Origin of the sequence: uncultured Nonlabens sp., assembly GCF_947495285.1 — a bacterium.
Taxonomy (GTDB): domain Bacteria; phylum Bacteroidota; class Bacteroidia; order Flavobacteriales; family Flavobacteriaceae; genus Nonlabens.
Window position 1 is genome coordinate 1 of record NZ_CANLXZ010000009.1, and the last position, 14,498, is coordinate 14,498.

The window sequence follows — 14,498 nt, forward strand, 5'->3', positions numbered from 1 at the left end:
TGTTGACGCATCGCATGCGTGTTGTTGACGCATCGCATGCGTGTTGTTGACGCATCGCATGCGTGTTGTTGACGCATTGCATGCGCGTTGTTGACGCATTGCATGCGCGTTGTTGACGCATTGCATGCGTGTTGTTGACGCATCGCATGCGTGTTGTTGACGCATCGCATGCGTGTTGTTGACGCATCGCATGCGTGTTGTTGACGCATCGCATGCGTCTTTTACAGTATTGGGCGGATGCGATCCGCCCTTACTGGTTGTTTGTTTAGATATCTCCTAGCTTTTTCCCAGAAAGTCCCATACCTTTTGCCATGTTCAACAAGTTGCTCAGCATGTTTTTCTCATCGCCATCATTTGATTTACCGTGTAGGTTGTTCAAAATGTTTGCGATACTCAGGTTCTTGATGTCCTCAGAGCTGATGTTATACTTGTCTGCAAAGTCCTTTACCTTATCGAGTAAATTACCTTTTACGTCATCACTTCCTAGTATAGCATCTTTTACTTCAGATACAGTTTCAGAATGATTTACGAGTCTGTCATAACCTTTTGCCTTAGTGATCTGACCAATGATTTGTTCAAAGAACATGGTTTCACCACCTACGATATCAATCTTAGCCGCTTTTAATGCATCTCCTATTACTTGCGCTTGTGCGTCTGCAATATCTTTCTGGATATTGATTTGTGCTAGATCTACTTGAAGTTCCTTATCTAGACGTAGTTTAAACTCTTCATGTTCTTTACCTACGCCATCAAGTTTCTTCATTGCTTCAGCTTTCTCTTCGATACCAGCAGCATCTGCAAGGGCTTTTTCTTTGATTACTTCAGCCTCTGCAAGTCCGTCTTTACGTTTAGCCTCAGCTTTTGCAGCGATACCGCTTGCTTCAGCCTCAGCCTTTTTCTGGATGATGAGTGCGTCTACAATTCCTTGACGCTCGCTAGCCTCAGCTTTTGCATGCATTACCTGTGCTTCAGATAAACCTACAGTTGCTTCTTCTTTAGCTTGTGCTTCAGCAAGAATCTTACGTGCGTCTGCTTCTTTTTCACTAGCTTCTTTATGAGCAAGTGCTTCTATGTTGATTTCTTCAGCTTTTTGAACTGCAGCTTGTTTAGAAGCCTCTGCAGCCTTAGTTACTTTAATTAAATCATCTTGAGCTTTTGCTTCAGCATTAGTTATAGCGACTTGCTTAGCACGATCTGCGGTTTTGAAAGCCTCTATATCTTTCATATTTTCCTGCTCCTCTACCACACCTTTTTCAAGGACTACACGATCTCTAATGACATCTTGAATGTTCTTTTTCTCAACCTCTACTACTTTTTCTTTCTCGATTTGAGCTAGAGTCACCACTCTTTCTCTCTCGGTAAGTTCTAGCATGCGATCTTTTTCTACACGTTCTGTTTCTACAGCAGCAGTACGTTGCTTATTTTTCTCTGCAACGATAATCTGACGTTGCATATTTTCTTCGGCAACCTGAACTTTTTCTGTAGTAGCGATACGAGCTGTTTCTGACTTCAATCTTTCTTCTTCAGCTACTTTTAGTGTTTCAGCATCTTCACGAGACTTTATGTTAGCAATCTCACGTTTTTGTTGCTCTTCTTTTTCGGCCAGTTGCTTATCTAGTTCTAGAATCGCTTCACGAGCTTCCACATCTTGCTTGCGTATTACCTTTTCCTCATCACGTTTGATCAGGTTTGCTTTAATGTTTTGTGCAGCGGTAAGATCTGTAATCTTCTTGATACCTTCAGCATCTAAGATGTTGTCAGCTTTTAAATGAGAAACGCTGGTTTGTTCTAAGAAGTCAATCGCACAATCCTCAAGTGTATAACCATTTAAGTCCGTACCGATAATGTCCACAATCTCATCACGAAACTCGCGACGTGCTTCATACAAATCGATAAATTCGAATTTCTTACCTACCGTTTTTAATGCTTCAGAGAACTTTGCTTCAAAAAGATCTTCAAGTGTCTCTTTACGAGATGCACGAGCTACACCTATGGTTTGAGCTACTTTTTTAATGTATTCTACTTCATTATTGACACGCACGAAAAATGCTACTTTAATATCGGCTCTCATGTTGTCTTTACAGATCAGTCCTTCTACGCCCATACGTTCAATCTGGATTTTCTTTACAGAAATATCCATAGTCTCCACACGGTGGAATACTGGTACGACATAAAGTCCTTTGTCTGTAGCTACTTTAGTACCTCCAAAACCAGTACGCACCAGCGCCTGTCCTTGATGTACTTTTTTGTAAAACATCGCGATGATAGCGAAGTAAACAATTACAAGAAATAGAAAGATTCCTACTCCTGTTACAATGATTCCTAATGTTCCGTCCATAGTTTTTGTTTGGTTTATTTTTATTTAGTTGTTTTTATTTTTATTGATAAATACATCGTCTTCGACAAGCTCAGACTGACATTTTTTGTTTTACAGAAGCCAATTTAAAACAGTATAGCCACCTACTATTATAAATATAATTAAAGCAGCAATGACTGAAATACACCCAACAGTAAATAACTTATTTAACCACCAGTTGTTTTTTCTTGCTTCTTGTTCTTCTTGGTTTTCAATCTTTTCTGAAATCTCTATATAATCGAAAAAGAAATCACCATTATCATAAGTCCATTCTGTTTGCAATCCAATCGAATTTTTTTCTGGTATTTTAACACTGGCCGCTAATAATTCTGCTGCATATAATCGTATTCCTTCTTTATTAGCTTTAATACATGATTCATCAGGACCACCGCCATACTGAATAAAACCGAAGAACGCATCCTTTTCTAAATTATGAGTTCTTAAATCTTGAACGATTTTTTTTAATTCCTCTTCTTCCAAACACTTAAGCTTTACTCACTAAAAAATAGTTCTTATCATCAGATTGTTTGATGATGAGCACGCTTTCGCGAAAGCGTAATTCTGATCCATCTAAAGATTTTACATAGATACTCATCACGTTACCATCTGCCATGACCTCTGCATTTCCTAATTTATCTCCAGAAATGGAAGATAAAAGTAAGGCTTCACGGCCTAAAAAGTCTACTGCTTTGTCTCCATCTTTATTCAAATTTTTGAAAAAGGATTTAAATGGTGTGGTGATCACTTTAGTCAGTATTAAGGCTGGTACAAATGCCGCAAGAACAATTACATATCCAAATGAGTTGTCATAACTACTGGTTATAATTGTGGTAAGTACGGAGGACATCCACCAGATAAAAATCCAAAACGTAAATGTGAACATGAATGGCAGGCCTACAAAGTTGAAGTAGATCAAAAATATTTGCCACCATTTAAGTTTACGAGTGCGTTTATTCACCACGTGCTGGCGATCTACCTCAGCATTTGCAACATCCTGGAAATCCATGTTACCACCTTCTATACCGGTGTCTAGATCAATGTCTGCATCTATATCTACGTCTACGTCAACATCGATGTCCAGGTCAAAATCGATACCTGAAATCATGGTAGCAAGCCAGTATAGAATGAGAATGATCAACAACACGGTAAGTGTGATGTTCACTTCAGAGAATAATATGTTGAAATAGTTTTCCAAGGTTGGTTAGTTTTTAGTGGTTTATGTCTGGCGGATGCGATCCGCCCTTACGTTTGGACGCATGGCATGCGTCCGTTACGCGTCATCTTTTTTGATCCCTAACTGCTCTTTAAGTTTTGCCAGGTCGTCGTCCAGTTTAGATGCTGTCATGTCTGCAGCGGCATCAATTTCATCATCTACAGATTTATTTGTTTTTGCGAGATCTCCATAAGCCTCAGCAAGAGCTTCGTCTTGCGCTACTTTTTCCTTCATACGCTCGAGCATGCTTACGGTTCCTGCGCTATCGAGTTCTGCCATTTGTTTATTGACATTTTTTGTTGCATCACTTACTTTAACACGTGCTTTCAGTGTTTTAAGTTCGTTTTCCCAGTTGGTGATGTTTCCTTTAATGGTCTCAATGGTATCTTTTAATTGTGATACATTTTTTTCAAACTTTTCTGTGTCTGCAGCAGCACGATTTGCGTGTTGTTGAGCTTCTTCTTTTTTTGTAAGTGCTTCTTTAGCCAGGCGATCTGCCTCATCAACTGCCATGTCGCCAGAATGTGCTTTTTTGAGAATCAACATAGCTTTAGACTCATAGTCTTTAGCTTTTGCCTCGTGTTCATTACATTCATTTTTAGAACGTATGGCCATTGCTTTTACTTGTGCGACCGCCTCTACACTTTTATTAAGATCTTCTTTCATATCACGTATTCCTTGTTCGGTCATTGTGATAGGGTCTTCTAGGTTATCAACTGCTTTGTTAGCTTGTGCTTCTCCTATTTTAAATATTCTTTTAAATATGTTCATGATGTTGTGTTTATATGACGGATTGCATCCGCTGTTATACTTAGGGGCAAGCGTTGCGCTTGTACTAATATTTTGAAAATTTGATAATTTGGTCTGAGTACTCGCTCATTAATAAGCTCAATGAGTTAAGAGTACCTTCTAACTCGTTAAGGTCTAGATTTTCTATTTGAAGTGTGTCTCTAAATATGACTTTAGTACCACTTTCATCCAGTACAAACGCGCCGTGAATGATATCTCGGTTTTTTTGTAACAGGCTCTTAAAAACCTCTTCGTTTTTATTATTGATTTTAAAAATATATTGTTCCATAATGAGAATAGGCGGTGCGATTCCCAAAATCATATTTTTAACTCCAGCGCTTTCTTTTTCTACCACCATTATTCCGTCTTGCGGATTTTCTCTGATGATGTCAAAATCAAGCTGTAAGAGGTAGTCTTTTATCGTATTGAAGTAATTATTCATTGTTTGTTAATTGGCAGGTTTAATATTACGAAAAAGCTTATGGTAATCCCACTAAAATTTGGGTAGCTATTTCAATAATATAAATAATAAAAGGTGTCATAGTTTTTTTGTTTTAAGGTTATCTCGCTTTCGCGAAAGCGTAAACAGCAACGGCCTATTGCATTATTACAGTTGTATTAAATAACAATCGTTCTAAAAAGTGAGTTACAACTCCAGAACTTTTGCTCAAAATATTAGTGTAGATCAAATACTTTAGCTAATATTGTTAGTGTAAAGATACATAATTATTTAATATCTGCAAATAAAATTAGCAAAATATGTCATTTTTCGGAAAGAACATAAAAAAAATACGTGGAGTTAAAGGGTTGAGTCAGCAAGCCTTTGCAGACCTATTTGACTTAAAGAGAGGTACTTTAGGCGCTTATGAAGAAGGTAGGAGTGAGCCTAAGATAGATACTATAATCCTTATTGCTAATTATTTTAGCATTGCTATAGGGGATATGCTCACGGCCGAATTAACCGTGAATCAGTTACTGCGATTCAATGATAACCTGACTTTAACGCCTGAAGAGTTAGAGAGAGAGCAGTTTGCACAAATACCTTGTATTACAGAAAAAACGGCACATGATTATATAGAATATTATGACAATGATGCTTTTCTTTCCGATTTGCCTGCGCTTACATTACCACTTAATGTAGAAAAGGATTTTATAGGTTATACGGTGACTAATCTAGAAATGACTACACATGACAAAGGACTGTTTCCTAAAGATGTAGTGGTAGGTGAGAAGGTGCCTAAAAATGTGATTACTAAGCTTAATAATGGAACTGTGGTTCTTGTGGTAACTGATAAGACACTTATTTTAAGAAGGCTGTATATTACGGACAAGGGGCTGGTTCTTAGAGCTGATCATAAAAATGTTGATGATATTACTGTAGATAAAAAAGCTGTGAAGCAATTGTGGCGTGTGCGTTACGTTTTCTTTAGACGTATGCCAGATTTCTCTGACTCTTTTGAAGATAAACTGGCGATGTTAGAATTGCAAATGAAGGAGTTGCGCGATAGTAAATAGAGGTAGTTTAAATTTAAACTCTTGAATAATAATACACAATGACCTGTGGGTTTTTATTGTGAGGCCAATAGAATGTGGTAAGGATTTTTTAAAATACGATAGGAACAAAAAAGCCCCTAGCGTTAACTAAGGTCTTGTTGTGGGCCCACCTGGGCTCGAACCAGGGACTTTCTGTCCCGATAGCTATCGGGAGAGTCAGATTATCTAGTTTTGTTTAAGATTTTCTCTCGCAATTCTTCGTACTTCATTAAATTCTTGATGTACGTTCTGCTTTTCATACTTTTAATTTTCTTTTCTAATCGAGTAGCATGTGCGTAATCATCACATGGTATAGTTAGTTTCATTTCCCAATCATGAGTGGTAGCAGTAAATTTTGCATTTCCGTATTTGCCTTGATTGTGTGCATTGAGTCTTGCTTCTGGGCTGTCTTGAGTAATGCCTACATAGAATTTATTCAATTGTTTACTAAAAATAATATAGAGCCACGCCATGTATGTAAAAGGTGTTAAAATAAAAAAGACCCTAGCGTTAACTAAGGTCTTGTTGTGGGCCCACCTGGGCTCGAACCAGGGACTTTCTGTCCCGATAGCTATCGGGAGAGTCAGATTATCTAGTTTTGTTTAAGATTTTCTCTCGCAATTCTTCGTACTTCATTAAATTCTTGATGTACGTTCTGCTTTTCATACTTTTAATTTTCTTTTCTAATCGAGTAGCATGTGCGTAATCATCACATGGTATAGTTAGTTTCATTTCCCAATCATGAGTGGTAGCAGTAAATTTTGCATTTCCGTATTTGCCTTGATTGTGTGCATTGAGTCTTGCTTCTGGGCTGTCTTGAGTAATGCCTACATAGAATTTATTCAATTGTTTACTAAAAATAATATAGAGCCACGCCATGTATGTAAAAGGTGTTAAAATAAAAAAGACCCTAGCGTTAACTAAGGTCTTGTTGTGGGCCCACCTGGGCTCGAACCAGGGACTTTCTGATTATGAGTCAGATACTCTAACCAGCTGAGTTATAGGCCCAATAAGATAATAGCTGGTAATATCTTATCTAAAAAGTGTGCAAATTTAATCAATTATTCCATAACTGCAAACTTTTATTCAATTTCTTGACATAATTCTATAAGAACTCCATTTGTTCCTTTGGGATGTAGGAATGCGACCCATTTATTATCGGCACCACGTTTGGGTTCTTTGTTAAGAATTTGAAAACCTTCCTTTTCTAATCTCATTAACTCTGACTTGATATCTGTTACGGTAAATGCTACGTGATGTATACCTTCTCCTTTCTTAGCGATGTACTTTGCTATCGCACTGCTCTCGCTAGTTGCGGCAAGAAGTTCTATCTTATTATCACCACTTTTAAAAAAACTTGTATCTACAGATTCACTCTCTACCGTTTCTGTTTTATAGGGTTCACGCCCCAAAAGTTTTGTGTATAATTCATTTGCTTGATCTAGATTTTTAACTGCAATTCCTAAGTGTTCTATTTTTCCAAACATTAAATTTACTTTTTGTAAGGCAAATTTAATGTAGATAATCCATTAGAACTTATTTCTATAGTCATATTACGGTTAGTCTACTAACTTTTAATGAGGAACAACTTACCTTTGCAGCATGGAAGAAAGTAATAGACAGAAGAAAATAGCCGGAATATTACAGGGCGACCTATCTACGGTTATTCAGGATGTGATGAGAAAGAATGCTGTAAACAATCTTATAGTATCAGTGACTAAGGTTACTGTTACTCCAGATTTAGGTTATGCAAAGGTGTACCTGTCTGTTTTTCCAGCAGAGAAATCTGTTGTAGTTGTTAAGGAGATAGTAGAAATGGGTCATGAGATACGTTATGAAGTGGCTGCAAAGGTGCGTCACCAGTTTAGACGCATGCCAGAATTACAGTTTTTTAATGACGATTCTTTAGAATACATGGATCAAATAGATCGCGAACTGAGAGGAGAGAATAATCCTATTGATAATCCAGATCTCTTGCCACGACGTAAAAAGTCTTAGTGAATTTTTCTCTTTACATAGCACGACGTTACCTCGTTTCTAAAAATGGCAAAAACGCCATTAACATTATCAATATCCTTAGTTTTATTATTACTGTAGTAGGGACTGCGGCACTTTTTATCGTGCTTTCTGGTTTTTCAGGACTTAAGGAATTTAGTACAGAATTTTCAAATTATTTTGATCCAGATCTCAAAATTTTACCGGTAAAAGGTAAGACTGTTTCGATTCCGCTTTCGCGAAAGCGAGAACTTGAAAAAATCCCAGGGGTAGAATTAATATGTGCTATCATAGAAGAAAAGGCGTTTCTAAATTATGAAGAGAAAAATGACATAGCCTTTATAAAAGGGGTTCCTGATGATTATGTAAACATGATCCAGCCAGATTCTATTTTATATAATGGTAGCTGGTTATCTAAAAGCGATGCACAAGTAGTAGCTGGATACTCCCTAGCTTCTCGATTATCACTTACGGTAAATAACTATGGTAGTTACATGCAAATTATGGTGCCTAAACCAGGTACTAACGCCATTAATAAATTAAATATAACTAGTTCGTTTTCTAAAATGGATGCTATACCTGTGGGTACTTTTAGCGTTAATGAGACGCTGGATAGTAAGTACATTTTTACTAGAATAAGTGCAGCACGCCGATTGTTAAATATGGAAGACTCTACAGCTAGTGCTGTTGAGGTGAAATTATCTCCTACGGCAAACGAGATCGATGTACGCATGGCGATTAATGATGTTTTTAAAGAGCCTATTAAAATTAAGGATAAATTCCAGATGAATGATGCTCTTTATAAAATGCTTAATTCAGAAAATCTAATTGTGTATTTAATCTTTACACTGGTGTTAATTATTGCTTTATTTAATGTAGTAGGCAGTATTATCATGATGATTCTTGATAAAAAGAAGAACCTGAAAACTTTACTAGATCTAGGTGCTCCAGTGGTAGCATTGCGCAAGATATTTTTTATACAGGGCAGCCTTATGACACTTTCTGGTGGGATTATAGGTCTGGTGATTGGGTTGCTATTTGTGGTGTTGCAAGTAGAATATAAACTGGTCTATATAGCACCTGGTTTACCTTATCCGTTTGCGATGGATTTCTGGAACGTGATTATATCTCTGGCGACTATTACCGTATTAGGGATAATCGCCAGTTATATAGGTTCTAGAAGAATAAATGATCGTTTGCTTTCTCAGGCAAAATTATGATCACCGAATTTTGCTAACACATCATCAAAGGCTGCAAAAACCCCAGCAGAATCGTCACTAGTGACCATTTTCATGCGGTATTCTTTAAAATTAGGTATTCCTTTAAAGTAATTTGTATAATGTCTGCGTGTTTCAAAAACACCTAGCGTTTCTCCTTTCCAGTCTATTGCCATTTGTAAATGTCTGCGAGCTACTTCTACTCTATCTTTCATGGTAGGTGGTGCCATATGTGTTCCATGCTCAAAAAAATGCTTGATCTCGTTAAAAAACCATGGATACCCTATGCTAGCACGGCCTATCATGCAGCCGTCTAGACCGTATTCATCACGCATTTTCATAGCAAGCTCTGGTGTGGTAACATCTCCATTACCGAATATAGGAATGTGCATACGTGGATTGTTCTTCACCTGTGCAATAGGTTTCCAGTTTGCGTTACCCTTATACATTTGTGCGCGTGTACGGCCATGAATAGATAAGGCTTTTATTCCTACATCCTGTAAACGCTCTGCAACCTCTACTATTTTTATAGAGTCGTCGTCCCAGCCTAATCTCGTTTTTACGGTAATGGGTAAGGAGGTATGTTCTACCATTGCCTTAGTGAGTTTTACCATAAGATCTATATCTTTAAGTATTCCTGCTCCTGCACCTTTAGAGACTACCTTTTTTACAGGACAGCCAAAGTTGATGTCTATAATATCTGGCTTTGTACGTTCTACTATTTCTACGCATTGTAGCATAGAGTCTAGATTTGCACCAAATATTTGGATTCCTACAGGTCGTTCACTTTCATAAATATCTAGTTTCATGGTGCTTTTTGCAGCATCACGTATAAGACCTTCACTAGAAATGAATTCTGTATAAACTACGTCAGCACCATTTTCTTTACATAACGTACGGAAAGGTGGATCGCTTACATCTTCCATAGGTGCAAGTAGTAATGGGAAATCTGGTAATTCTATATCGCCTATTTTAACCATGTTGTTAGGGTAAGGATTGAATGAAAATTCCGCTTTCGCGAAAGCGGAACTTGTAAAATCTTAATTTAAATTTCTTAAGCTATTTCTTATAAGCCAACTTTTCTGAGCGGCCTTTCTTGAAAATGTTATTGCTGTTGTAATGTCCTGCTCTTAAAGCTTTTTGCTCTTCGTATGGTAATTTAATAATATCGTTACATTCCTCGCTACAACAATTCTCATATTTTTCTTTGCAAGAATCACACTGTATAAATAGCAAGTGGCACGCATTGTTTTCACAATTAGTATGTGTGTCGCAAGGTGCACCACATTGATGACAGTTAGAGATCACCTCGTTGCCTATCTTTTCTGCCAGTCTGTGGTCAAAGACAAAGTTCTTACCTCTGAATTTATTTTCTAAATTTTGTTCAGTTACCTGTCTGTGGTATTCTATGATACCACCTTCTAGTTGATAAACGTCCTTAAAGCCTTTGTGTTTATAATAAGCACTAGCTTTTTCACAACGTATACCACCAGTACAATACATGACTAGCTTCTTGTCTTCTTTATGGTCTTTTAGTTTATCTTCTATATAATCTAGACTGTCTCTAAAGGTGTCTACATCTGGAGTCCAGGCATTTTTAAAATGTCCTATTTCTGACTCGTAATGGTTGCGCATGTCCACGAGAACGGTATTAGGGTCGTCGATAAGTTCATTGAAAGCTGTTGCATCTACATGTATGCCTTTATTTGTAACATCAAAGGATTGGTCTTCAAGCCCGTCTGCGACTATTTTTTTACGCACTTTTACTTTGAGTTTTAAGAAGCTCTCATTATCGTGTTCTCTTGCGATATTTAAACGTACGTTTTCTAAAAAATCTATACCGTCTAAAAAGGTTTTAAACTCTTTAAAACGATCTCCTGGAACAGATAGTTGTGCATTAATACCTTCATGAGCGACATAAATTCTGCCTAGAACATCCATGGGATGCCAGTGAAGAAATAGATGATCTCTAAAAAGTTGGGGATTACCGATCTGGTGGTACTGATAGAAAGATATAGTAAGGCGTTCTTTTCCAGCCTCGCGTATTAATACACGTCTTTCTTCAGCACTTAATTTGTTATACAGTTGCATGCTATAAACAGTTTATGTGTTGAAAATTTGCGCAAAGGTACTGAGAATTAATAAAAGACTAAAGGCAGCTTTTTGTCCGATAAATGCGTCATTTAAACTACTTAATACTAGTTTTTGAGATAAGGTTTAAATTAACTGTACTTTTTAGGTCTAGAATTTAGTCTAGAATCTAAAACTAATATCATATGAAATTAAAATTACTCTTAACCACTATGGTGGTATTCACCTTTGGACTGTTAGTTCAAGGACAGTCTACTATTAATATAACTACCTCTGGAGGTAGTTTCGGATCTGAAAAGTGGGTTAGTATAACAGACATGGCAGACGGTGCAGGGACTCAAATCTGGGGTCAAGGAGATGGAACTTATGGAAACGGACAAGGTCTTATTAATCAAAATATTGCTATAGCTCCTGGTACTTACTGGGTGAACTGTTATGATAGATATGCTGACTCTTGGGATGGTACGACCATAGATGTTACTGCTTATGGTACTTCTATAGGTAATAACGGTGGTGTATCGCCAGATGATGGTACTAATGTGGACATTGATTCATCTTGGGAAACTCCAGCTGATGAATTAGAAGCTTCTTTTATGATTGTTGTTCCTAACCCACCAGCTTGTTTACCGCCTACTGATTTGAATGCCAGTAATTTTTTACCAGATAGCGCTCAATTATCATGGTTATCTGGAGGTAGTGGAGAAACTTCTTGGGATATAGAATTAGGGATTGATGGATTTACTCCAACAGGAAACCCAACTGACATAGCAGTGTCTAACCCATTTATTGCTACAAATCTTACAGCAGAAACTTCTTATGAGTATTATGTACGTGCTGATTGTGGTGGTGGTTCTAGCGTATTTTCTGGACCGTTTTCATTCACAACAACTTGTGATTTTATACAGCCAGATTACAATGCAGATATGTCTGTAAATGTACCTAATTGCTGGGAAGAGGCAGATATTGGAGATATGACTTCTGGCCCTTCTGATTTTGGTGCTGGTAACTGGATTGCTTCAAATCATAATGGCACACCTAGTAATAGAATTAACTTGTATCAAGCGACTAGAAGTGACTGGATTATATCACCTGTTTTTGATTTATCTACTGCTGCACCTAGTGAATTAAATGTGTACGTAGCTTTAACAGAAGGTGGTACTAGCGGTTCTGGTGCAGACTTAGGTTCTGATGATAGAGTGAGTTTATTAATGACTGTTGATAACGGTTCTACATGGACCGAAATGCAAGCTTGGGTACAAGGAACTGTACCTACAGATATAGGTGAAGAAATCACTTATGATTTATCTTCAATTACTGGTAATGTGCAATTTGCATTTTTAGGTGATGAAGGTACAGTAAATGATATTGAGGATGTATATTTTCATGTAAGTAAATTTCAAGTTAGAGAAGTACCTTCTTGCCCAGACGTTGCAAATCTTGCTATAGTAAGTTTTACTTCTTCTGATGCTGTAATTAATTTTGATAGTGGTAATGCTGCAAGCGCAGGTAATTATGAATATGCTTTAATGGACACAGCTACTGCAGCACCTGTAGTTACAGGAACATGGTCAGATGTGGCTGGTAACATGCCTAACGTTACCTATACAGTCATGGGTCTTACTGCAGACACAGAATATTTCATTTACGTTAGAGAGGTTTGTGCTGCAGGTGATGAGAGTCCATGGACTTTAAATGCGTTAAATTTTACTACTTTATGTGATCCGGTTACTTCATACCCTGTAACAACAGACTTCACCTCAAATGTTCCTAATAATTGTTGGGATCAGGCTGGTGATGGTGAGATAGTAGATGGTCCTTCAGGATTCGGTATTTCAGACTGGAGAGATAGTAGGTCTTATCTGGATTTTTCAGGTACTTCTGTACCTAGTAATGCGATCAACCTTTGGCAAAATTTGGATAGAGAGTGGCTTATTTCTGAACGATATGACATGACAGGTACTAGTAATGATGTACTTACTGTAGAGGTGGCAGTAACTAATTGGAATAGTACAAGCGCTCCAGATACTATGGGATCTGATGATCAGGTAGATTTACTTATAACTACAGACGGTGGTACTACATGGATTTCTTTACTAACATGGACGGTTGCAAACCAGCCTGCAGTAGATGGTACCAGAGCAACTGTTGATTTAAGTTCTTACAGCGGTACAGTTCAGTTTGCATTTCTTGCTAGCGATGGGGTAGCAGATGATTTAGAAGATTATGATTTTCATGTAGGTAGATTCATTATAGATGGTACAGCTGGTAATGAAGGTGTTTTTGAAAATAATTTATCTCTTTATCCTAATCCAGTAAATGGCGATGTAGTTACTCTAAATATGAATGGCTCTAGTGCACCTTCTTTAGAGGTCGCTATTTATAATTCTATAGGACAGCAAGTAATGACTAGATCTTTTGATCAAGTAAATACTACAATTAATATTAATAATATTTCTAGCCTTTCAACAGGTATGTACTTTGTAAAAGTGGTTAATGGAGCTTCTCAGACTACTTTAAAATTTATAAAGGAGTAATCAAGTAATTCACACTTTTAATTTATTGAGAAAAGAGAATCTTGTAATGAGATTCTCTTTTTTTATGCCGTTCTATTTGTTGTTGTTCCGCTTTCGCGAAAGCGGAAGATCATCACGAGATTATACATAAAATAAAGTCTTTTAGTGCTTTGTTATCGTACTGATCATAAAATGTCTATAATCTTAAATCAAATAGAAAGTAAAGGTTTATGTAAATTTGATATAGTTCTCTAAGGATAAACGTTAGGAAATGATGATCATTTGTTTATTAATTAGGTAAATGTTTGCTTAATCTTGTAAATGGTGATGCAATTTATTTATCTTTATTTTTTTTATTGAGAAAAGTTGCAGGTGACTTTATTTAACGCCAGGCAGCAAGTAATTTCTAGATTAGAAAATGAACCATACATAGTGAACATCTCTAACAAGATAGAAGCGGTAATTAAAAGATAATTTTTTAAAAAAAAATATAGGGAAATGAATAATAACAAATATGTAGTTTTAGTAATTTTTATATTAATAGGTACTATAGCACACGCACAAGCTCCTGGTTTTGTGGATGATGTAGAAGATACTGCGCCGATTCCTGGTTTGCTATTAGCTGTTTGCGCTGCAATAGGTATTGGGGTAGCAAAATTAAGATCAAAAAAGTAATCTTAAGTTATTCAATTGATAATTAGAGAGGGAGACCTTAATTCAGGGTTTCCCTTTTTTATGTTTTATTGTTGGATATTAGTTTCGCTTTCGCGAAAGCGGAATTTTTATAAACA

Annotated in this window: 15 protein-coding genes and 1 tRNA gene; 5 read left to right on the forward strand and 11 right to left on the reverse strand. The window is 36.9% G+C overall.

Going from position 1 to position 14,498, the window contains the following annotated elements; genetic code table 11:
- Positions 1–265 precede the first annotated feature (265 nt).
- The 5 genes from Q0838_RS05065 to Q0838_RS05085 form a co-directional block, all read right to left on the reverse strand.
- Positions 266–2,338, reverse strand: coding sequence for a flotillin family protein (locus Q0838_RS05065; protein WP_298952036.1), 2,073 nt, complete (start codon positions 2,336–2,338; stop codon positions 266–268).
- A gap of 90 nt (positions 2,339–2,428) precedes the next feature.
- Positions 2,429–2,836 (reverse strand): hypothetical protein, encoded by a 408-nt coding sequence (locus Q0838_RS05070; protein ID WP_298952038.1) that lies wholly within the window; start codon positions 2,834–2,836, stop codon positions 2,429–2,431.
- 4 nt (positions 2,837–2,840) lie between these two features.
- On the reverse strand, positions 2,841–3,551 hold the full coding sequence (locus Q0838_RS05075; protein ID WP_298952040.1) for an OB-fold-containig protein: 711 nt from the start codon (positions 3,549–3,551) through the stop codon (positions 2,841–2,843).
- A 75-nt stretch (positions 3,552–3,626) separates the two neighbouring features.
- Positions 3,627–4,340: a PspA/IM30 family protein gene (locus Q0838_RS05080; protein WP_298952042.1), complete on the reverse strand. Its 714-nt coding sequence runs from the start codon at positions 4,338–4,340 to the stop codon at positions 3,627–3,629.
- Between the two features lie 64 nt (positions 4,341–4,404).
- Positions 4,405–4,800, reverse strand: coding sequence for a molecular chaperone Tir (locus Q0838_RS05085; RefSeq protein ID WP_298952044.1), 396 nt, complete (start codon positions 4,798–4,800; stop codon positions 4,405–4,407).
- Positions 4,801–5,117: 317 nt separating this feature from the next.
- Between Q0838_RS05085 and Q0838_RS05090 the strand changes: the two genes are divergently transcribed.
- Complete coding sequence (locus Q0838_RS05090) at positions 5,118–5,873, forward strand: helix-turn-helix transcriptional regulator (RefSeq protein WP_298952046.1); 756 nt, start codon at positions 5,118–5,120, stop codon at positions 5,871–5,873.
- A gap of 200 nt (positions 5,874–6,073) precedes the next feature.
- On the opposite strand, the gene Q0838_RS05095 is transcribed toward Q0838_RS05090, so the two are convergent.
- The 4 genes from Q0838_RS05095 to mce all read right to left on the reverse strand — a co-directional run bounded on the left by Q0838_RS05095 (position 6,074) and on the right by mce (position 7,378).
- Entirely contained in the window at positions 6,074–6,364 is a 291-nt protein-coding gene (locus tag Q0838_RS05095; RefSeq protein WP_298952047.1) for a GIY-YIG nuclease family protein, read from the reverse strand.
- A gap of 115 nt (positions 6,365–6,479) precedes the next feature.
- The gene (locus Q0838_RS05100) at positions 6,480–6,770 is read right to left on the reverse strand and encodes a GIY-YIG nuclease family protein (protein WP_298952047.1); all 291 of its coding nucleotides are present in this window, start codon (positions 6,768–6,770) and stop codon (positions 6,480–6,482) included.
- Between the two features lie 55 nt (positions 6,771–6,825).
- A tRNA-Ile gene (locus Q0838_RS05105) sits at positions 6,826–6,899 on the reverse strand.
- A 74-nt stretch (positions 6,900–6,973) separates the two neighbouring features.
- Positions 6,974–7,378: a methylmalonyl-CoA epimerase gene (gene mce, locus Q0838_RS05110; RefSeq protein WP_298952049.1), complete on the reverse strand. Its 405-nt coding sequence runs from the start codon at positions 7,376–7,378 to the stop codon at positions 6,974–6,976.
- A gap of 115 nt (positions 7,379–7,493) precedes the next feature.
- Here mce and Q0838_RS05115 point away from each other — a divergent pair, with 115 nt between their 5' ends.
- Positions 7,494–7,889, forward strand: coding sequence for a ribosome-binding factor A (locus Q0838_RS05115; protein WP_298952051.1), 396 nt, complete (start codon positions 7,494–7,496; stop codon positions 7,887–7,889).
- Entirely contained in the window at positions 7,889–9,106 is a 1,218-nt protein-coding gene (locus Q0838_RS05120) for an FtsX-like permease family protein (protein ID WP_298952053.1), read from the forward strand. The genes Q0838_RS05115 and Q0838_RS05120 overlap by 1 nt, the downstream gene beginning before the upstream one ends.
- On the opposite strand, the gene dusB is transcribed toward Q0838_RS05120, so the two are convergent.
- Together dusB and Q0838_RS05130 are read right to left on the reverse strand one after the other, a co-directional pair.
- The gene (gene dusB / locus Q0838_RS05125) at positions 9,091–10,083 is read right to left on the reverse strand and encodes a tRNA dihydrouridine synthase DusB (RefSeq protein ID WP_298952055.1); all 993 of its coding nucleotides are present in this window, start codon (positions 10,081–10,083) and stop codon (positions 9,091–9,093) included. The genes Q0838_RS05120 and dusB overlap by 16 nt on opposite strands.
- A 79-nt stretch (positions 10,084–10,162) precedes the next feature.
- Positions 10,163–11,194: a rhodanese-related sulfurtransferase gene (locus Q0838_RS05130; protein ID WP_298952057.1), complete on the reverse strand. Its 1,032-nt coding sequence runs from the start codon at positions 11,192–11,194 to the stop codon at positions 10,163–10,165.
- 185 nt (positions 11,195–11,379) lie between these two features.
- On the opposite strand from Q0838_RS05130, the gene Q0838_RS05135 reads away from it, so the two are divergent.
- Positions 11,380–13,728, forward strand: coding sequence for a T9SS type A sorting domain-containing protein (locus Q0838_RS05135; RefSeq protein ID WP_298952059.1), 2,349 nt, complete (start codon positions 11,380–11,382; stop codon positions 13,726–13,728).
- Between the two features lie 477 nt (positions 13,729–14,205).
- The gene (locus Q0838_RS05140; protein ID WP_298952060.1) at positions 14,206–14,382 is read left to right on the forward strand and encodes a hypothetical protein; all 177 of its coding nucleotides are present in this window, start codon (positions 14,206–14,208) and stop codon (positions 14,380–14,382) included.
- Positions 14,383–14,498: the final 116 nt, after the last annotated feature.

Bases quoted from the DNA above. Each gene is read 5' to 3' on its own strand.
- Q0838_RS05080 (WP_298952042.1), bottom strand. From the start codon at position 4,340: ATGAACATATTTAAAAGAATATTTAAAATAGGAGAAGCACAAGCTAAC.
- Q0838_RS05130 (WP_298952057.1), bottom strand. From the start codon at position 11,194: ATGCAACTGTATAACAAATTAAGTGCTGAAGAAAGACGTGTATTAATA.
- dusB (WP_298952055.1), bottom strand. From the start codon at position 10,083: ATGGTTAAAATAGGCGATATAGAATTACCAGATTTCCCATTACTACTT.
- Q0838_RS05065 (WP_298952036.1), bottom strand. From the start codon at position 2,338: ATGGACGGAACATTAGGAATCATTGTAACAGGAGTAGGAATCTTTCTA.
- Q0838_RS05095 (WP_298952047.1), bottom strand. From the start codon at position 6,364: ATGGCGTGGCTCTATATTATTTTTAGTAAACAATTGAATAAATTCTAT.
- mce (WP_298952049.1), bottom strand. From the start codon at position 7,378: ATGTTTGGAAAAATAGAACACTTAGGAATTGCAGTTAAAAATCTAGAT.
- Q0838_RS05090 (WP_298952046.1), top strand. From the start codon at position 5,118: ATGTCATTTTTCGGAAAGAACATAAAAAAAATACGTGGAGTTAAAGGG.
- Q0838_RS05085 (WP_298952044.1), bottom strand. From the start codon at position 4,800: ATGAATAATTACTTCAATACGATAAAAGACTACCTCTTACAGCTTGAT.
- Q0838_RS05135 (WP_298952059.1), top strand. From the start codon at position 11,380: ATGAAATTAAAATTACTCTTAACCACTATGGTGGTATTCACCTTTGGA.
- Q0838_RS05115 (WP_298952051.1), top strand. From the start codon at position 7,494: ATGGAAGAAAGTAATAGACAGAAGAAAATAGCCGGAATATTACAGGGC.
- Q0838_RS05100 (WP_298952047.1), bottom strand. From the start codon at position 6,770: ATGGCGTGGCTCTATATTATTTTTAGTAAACAATTGAATAAATTCTAT.
- Q0838_RS05140 (WP_298952060.1), top strand. From the start codon at position 14,206: ATGAATAATAACAAATATGTAGTTTTAGTAATTTTTATATTAATAGGT.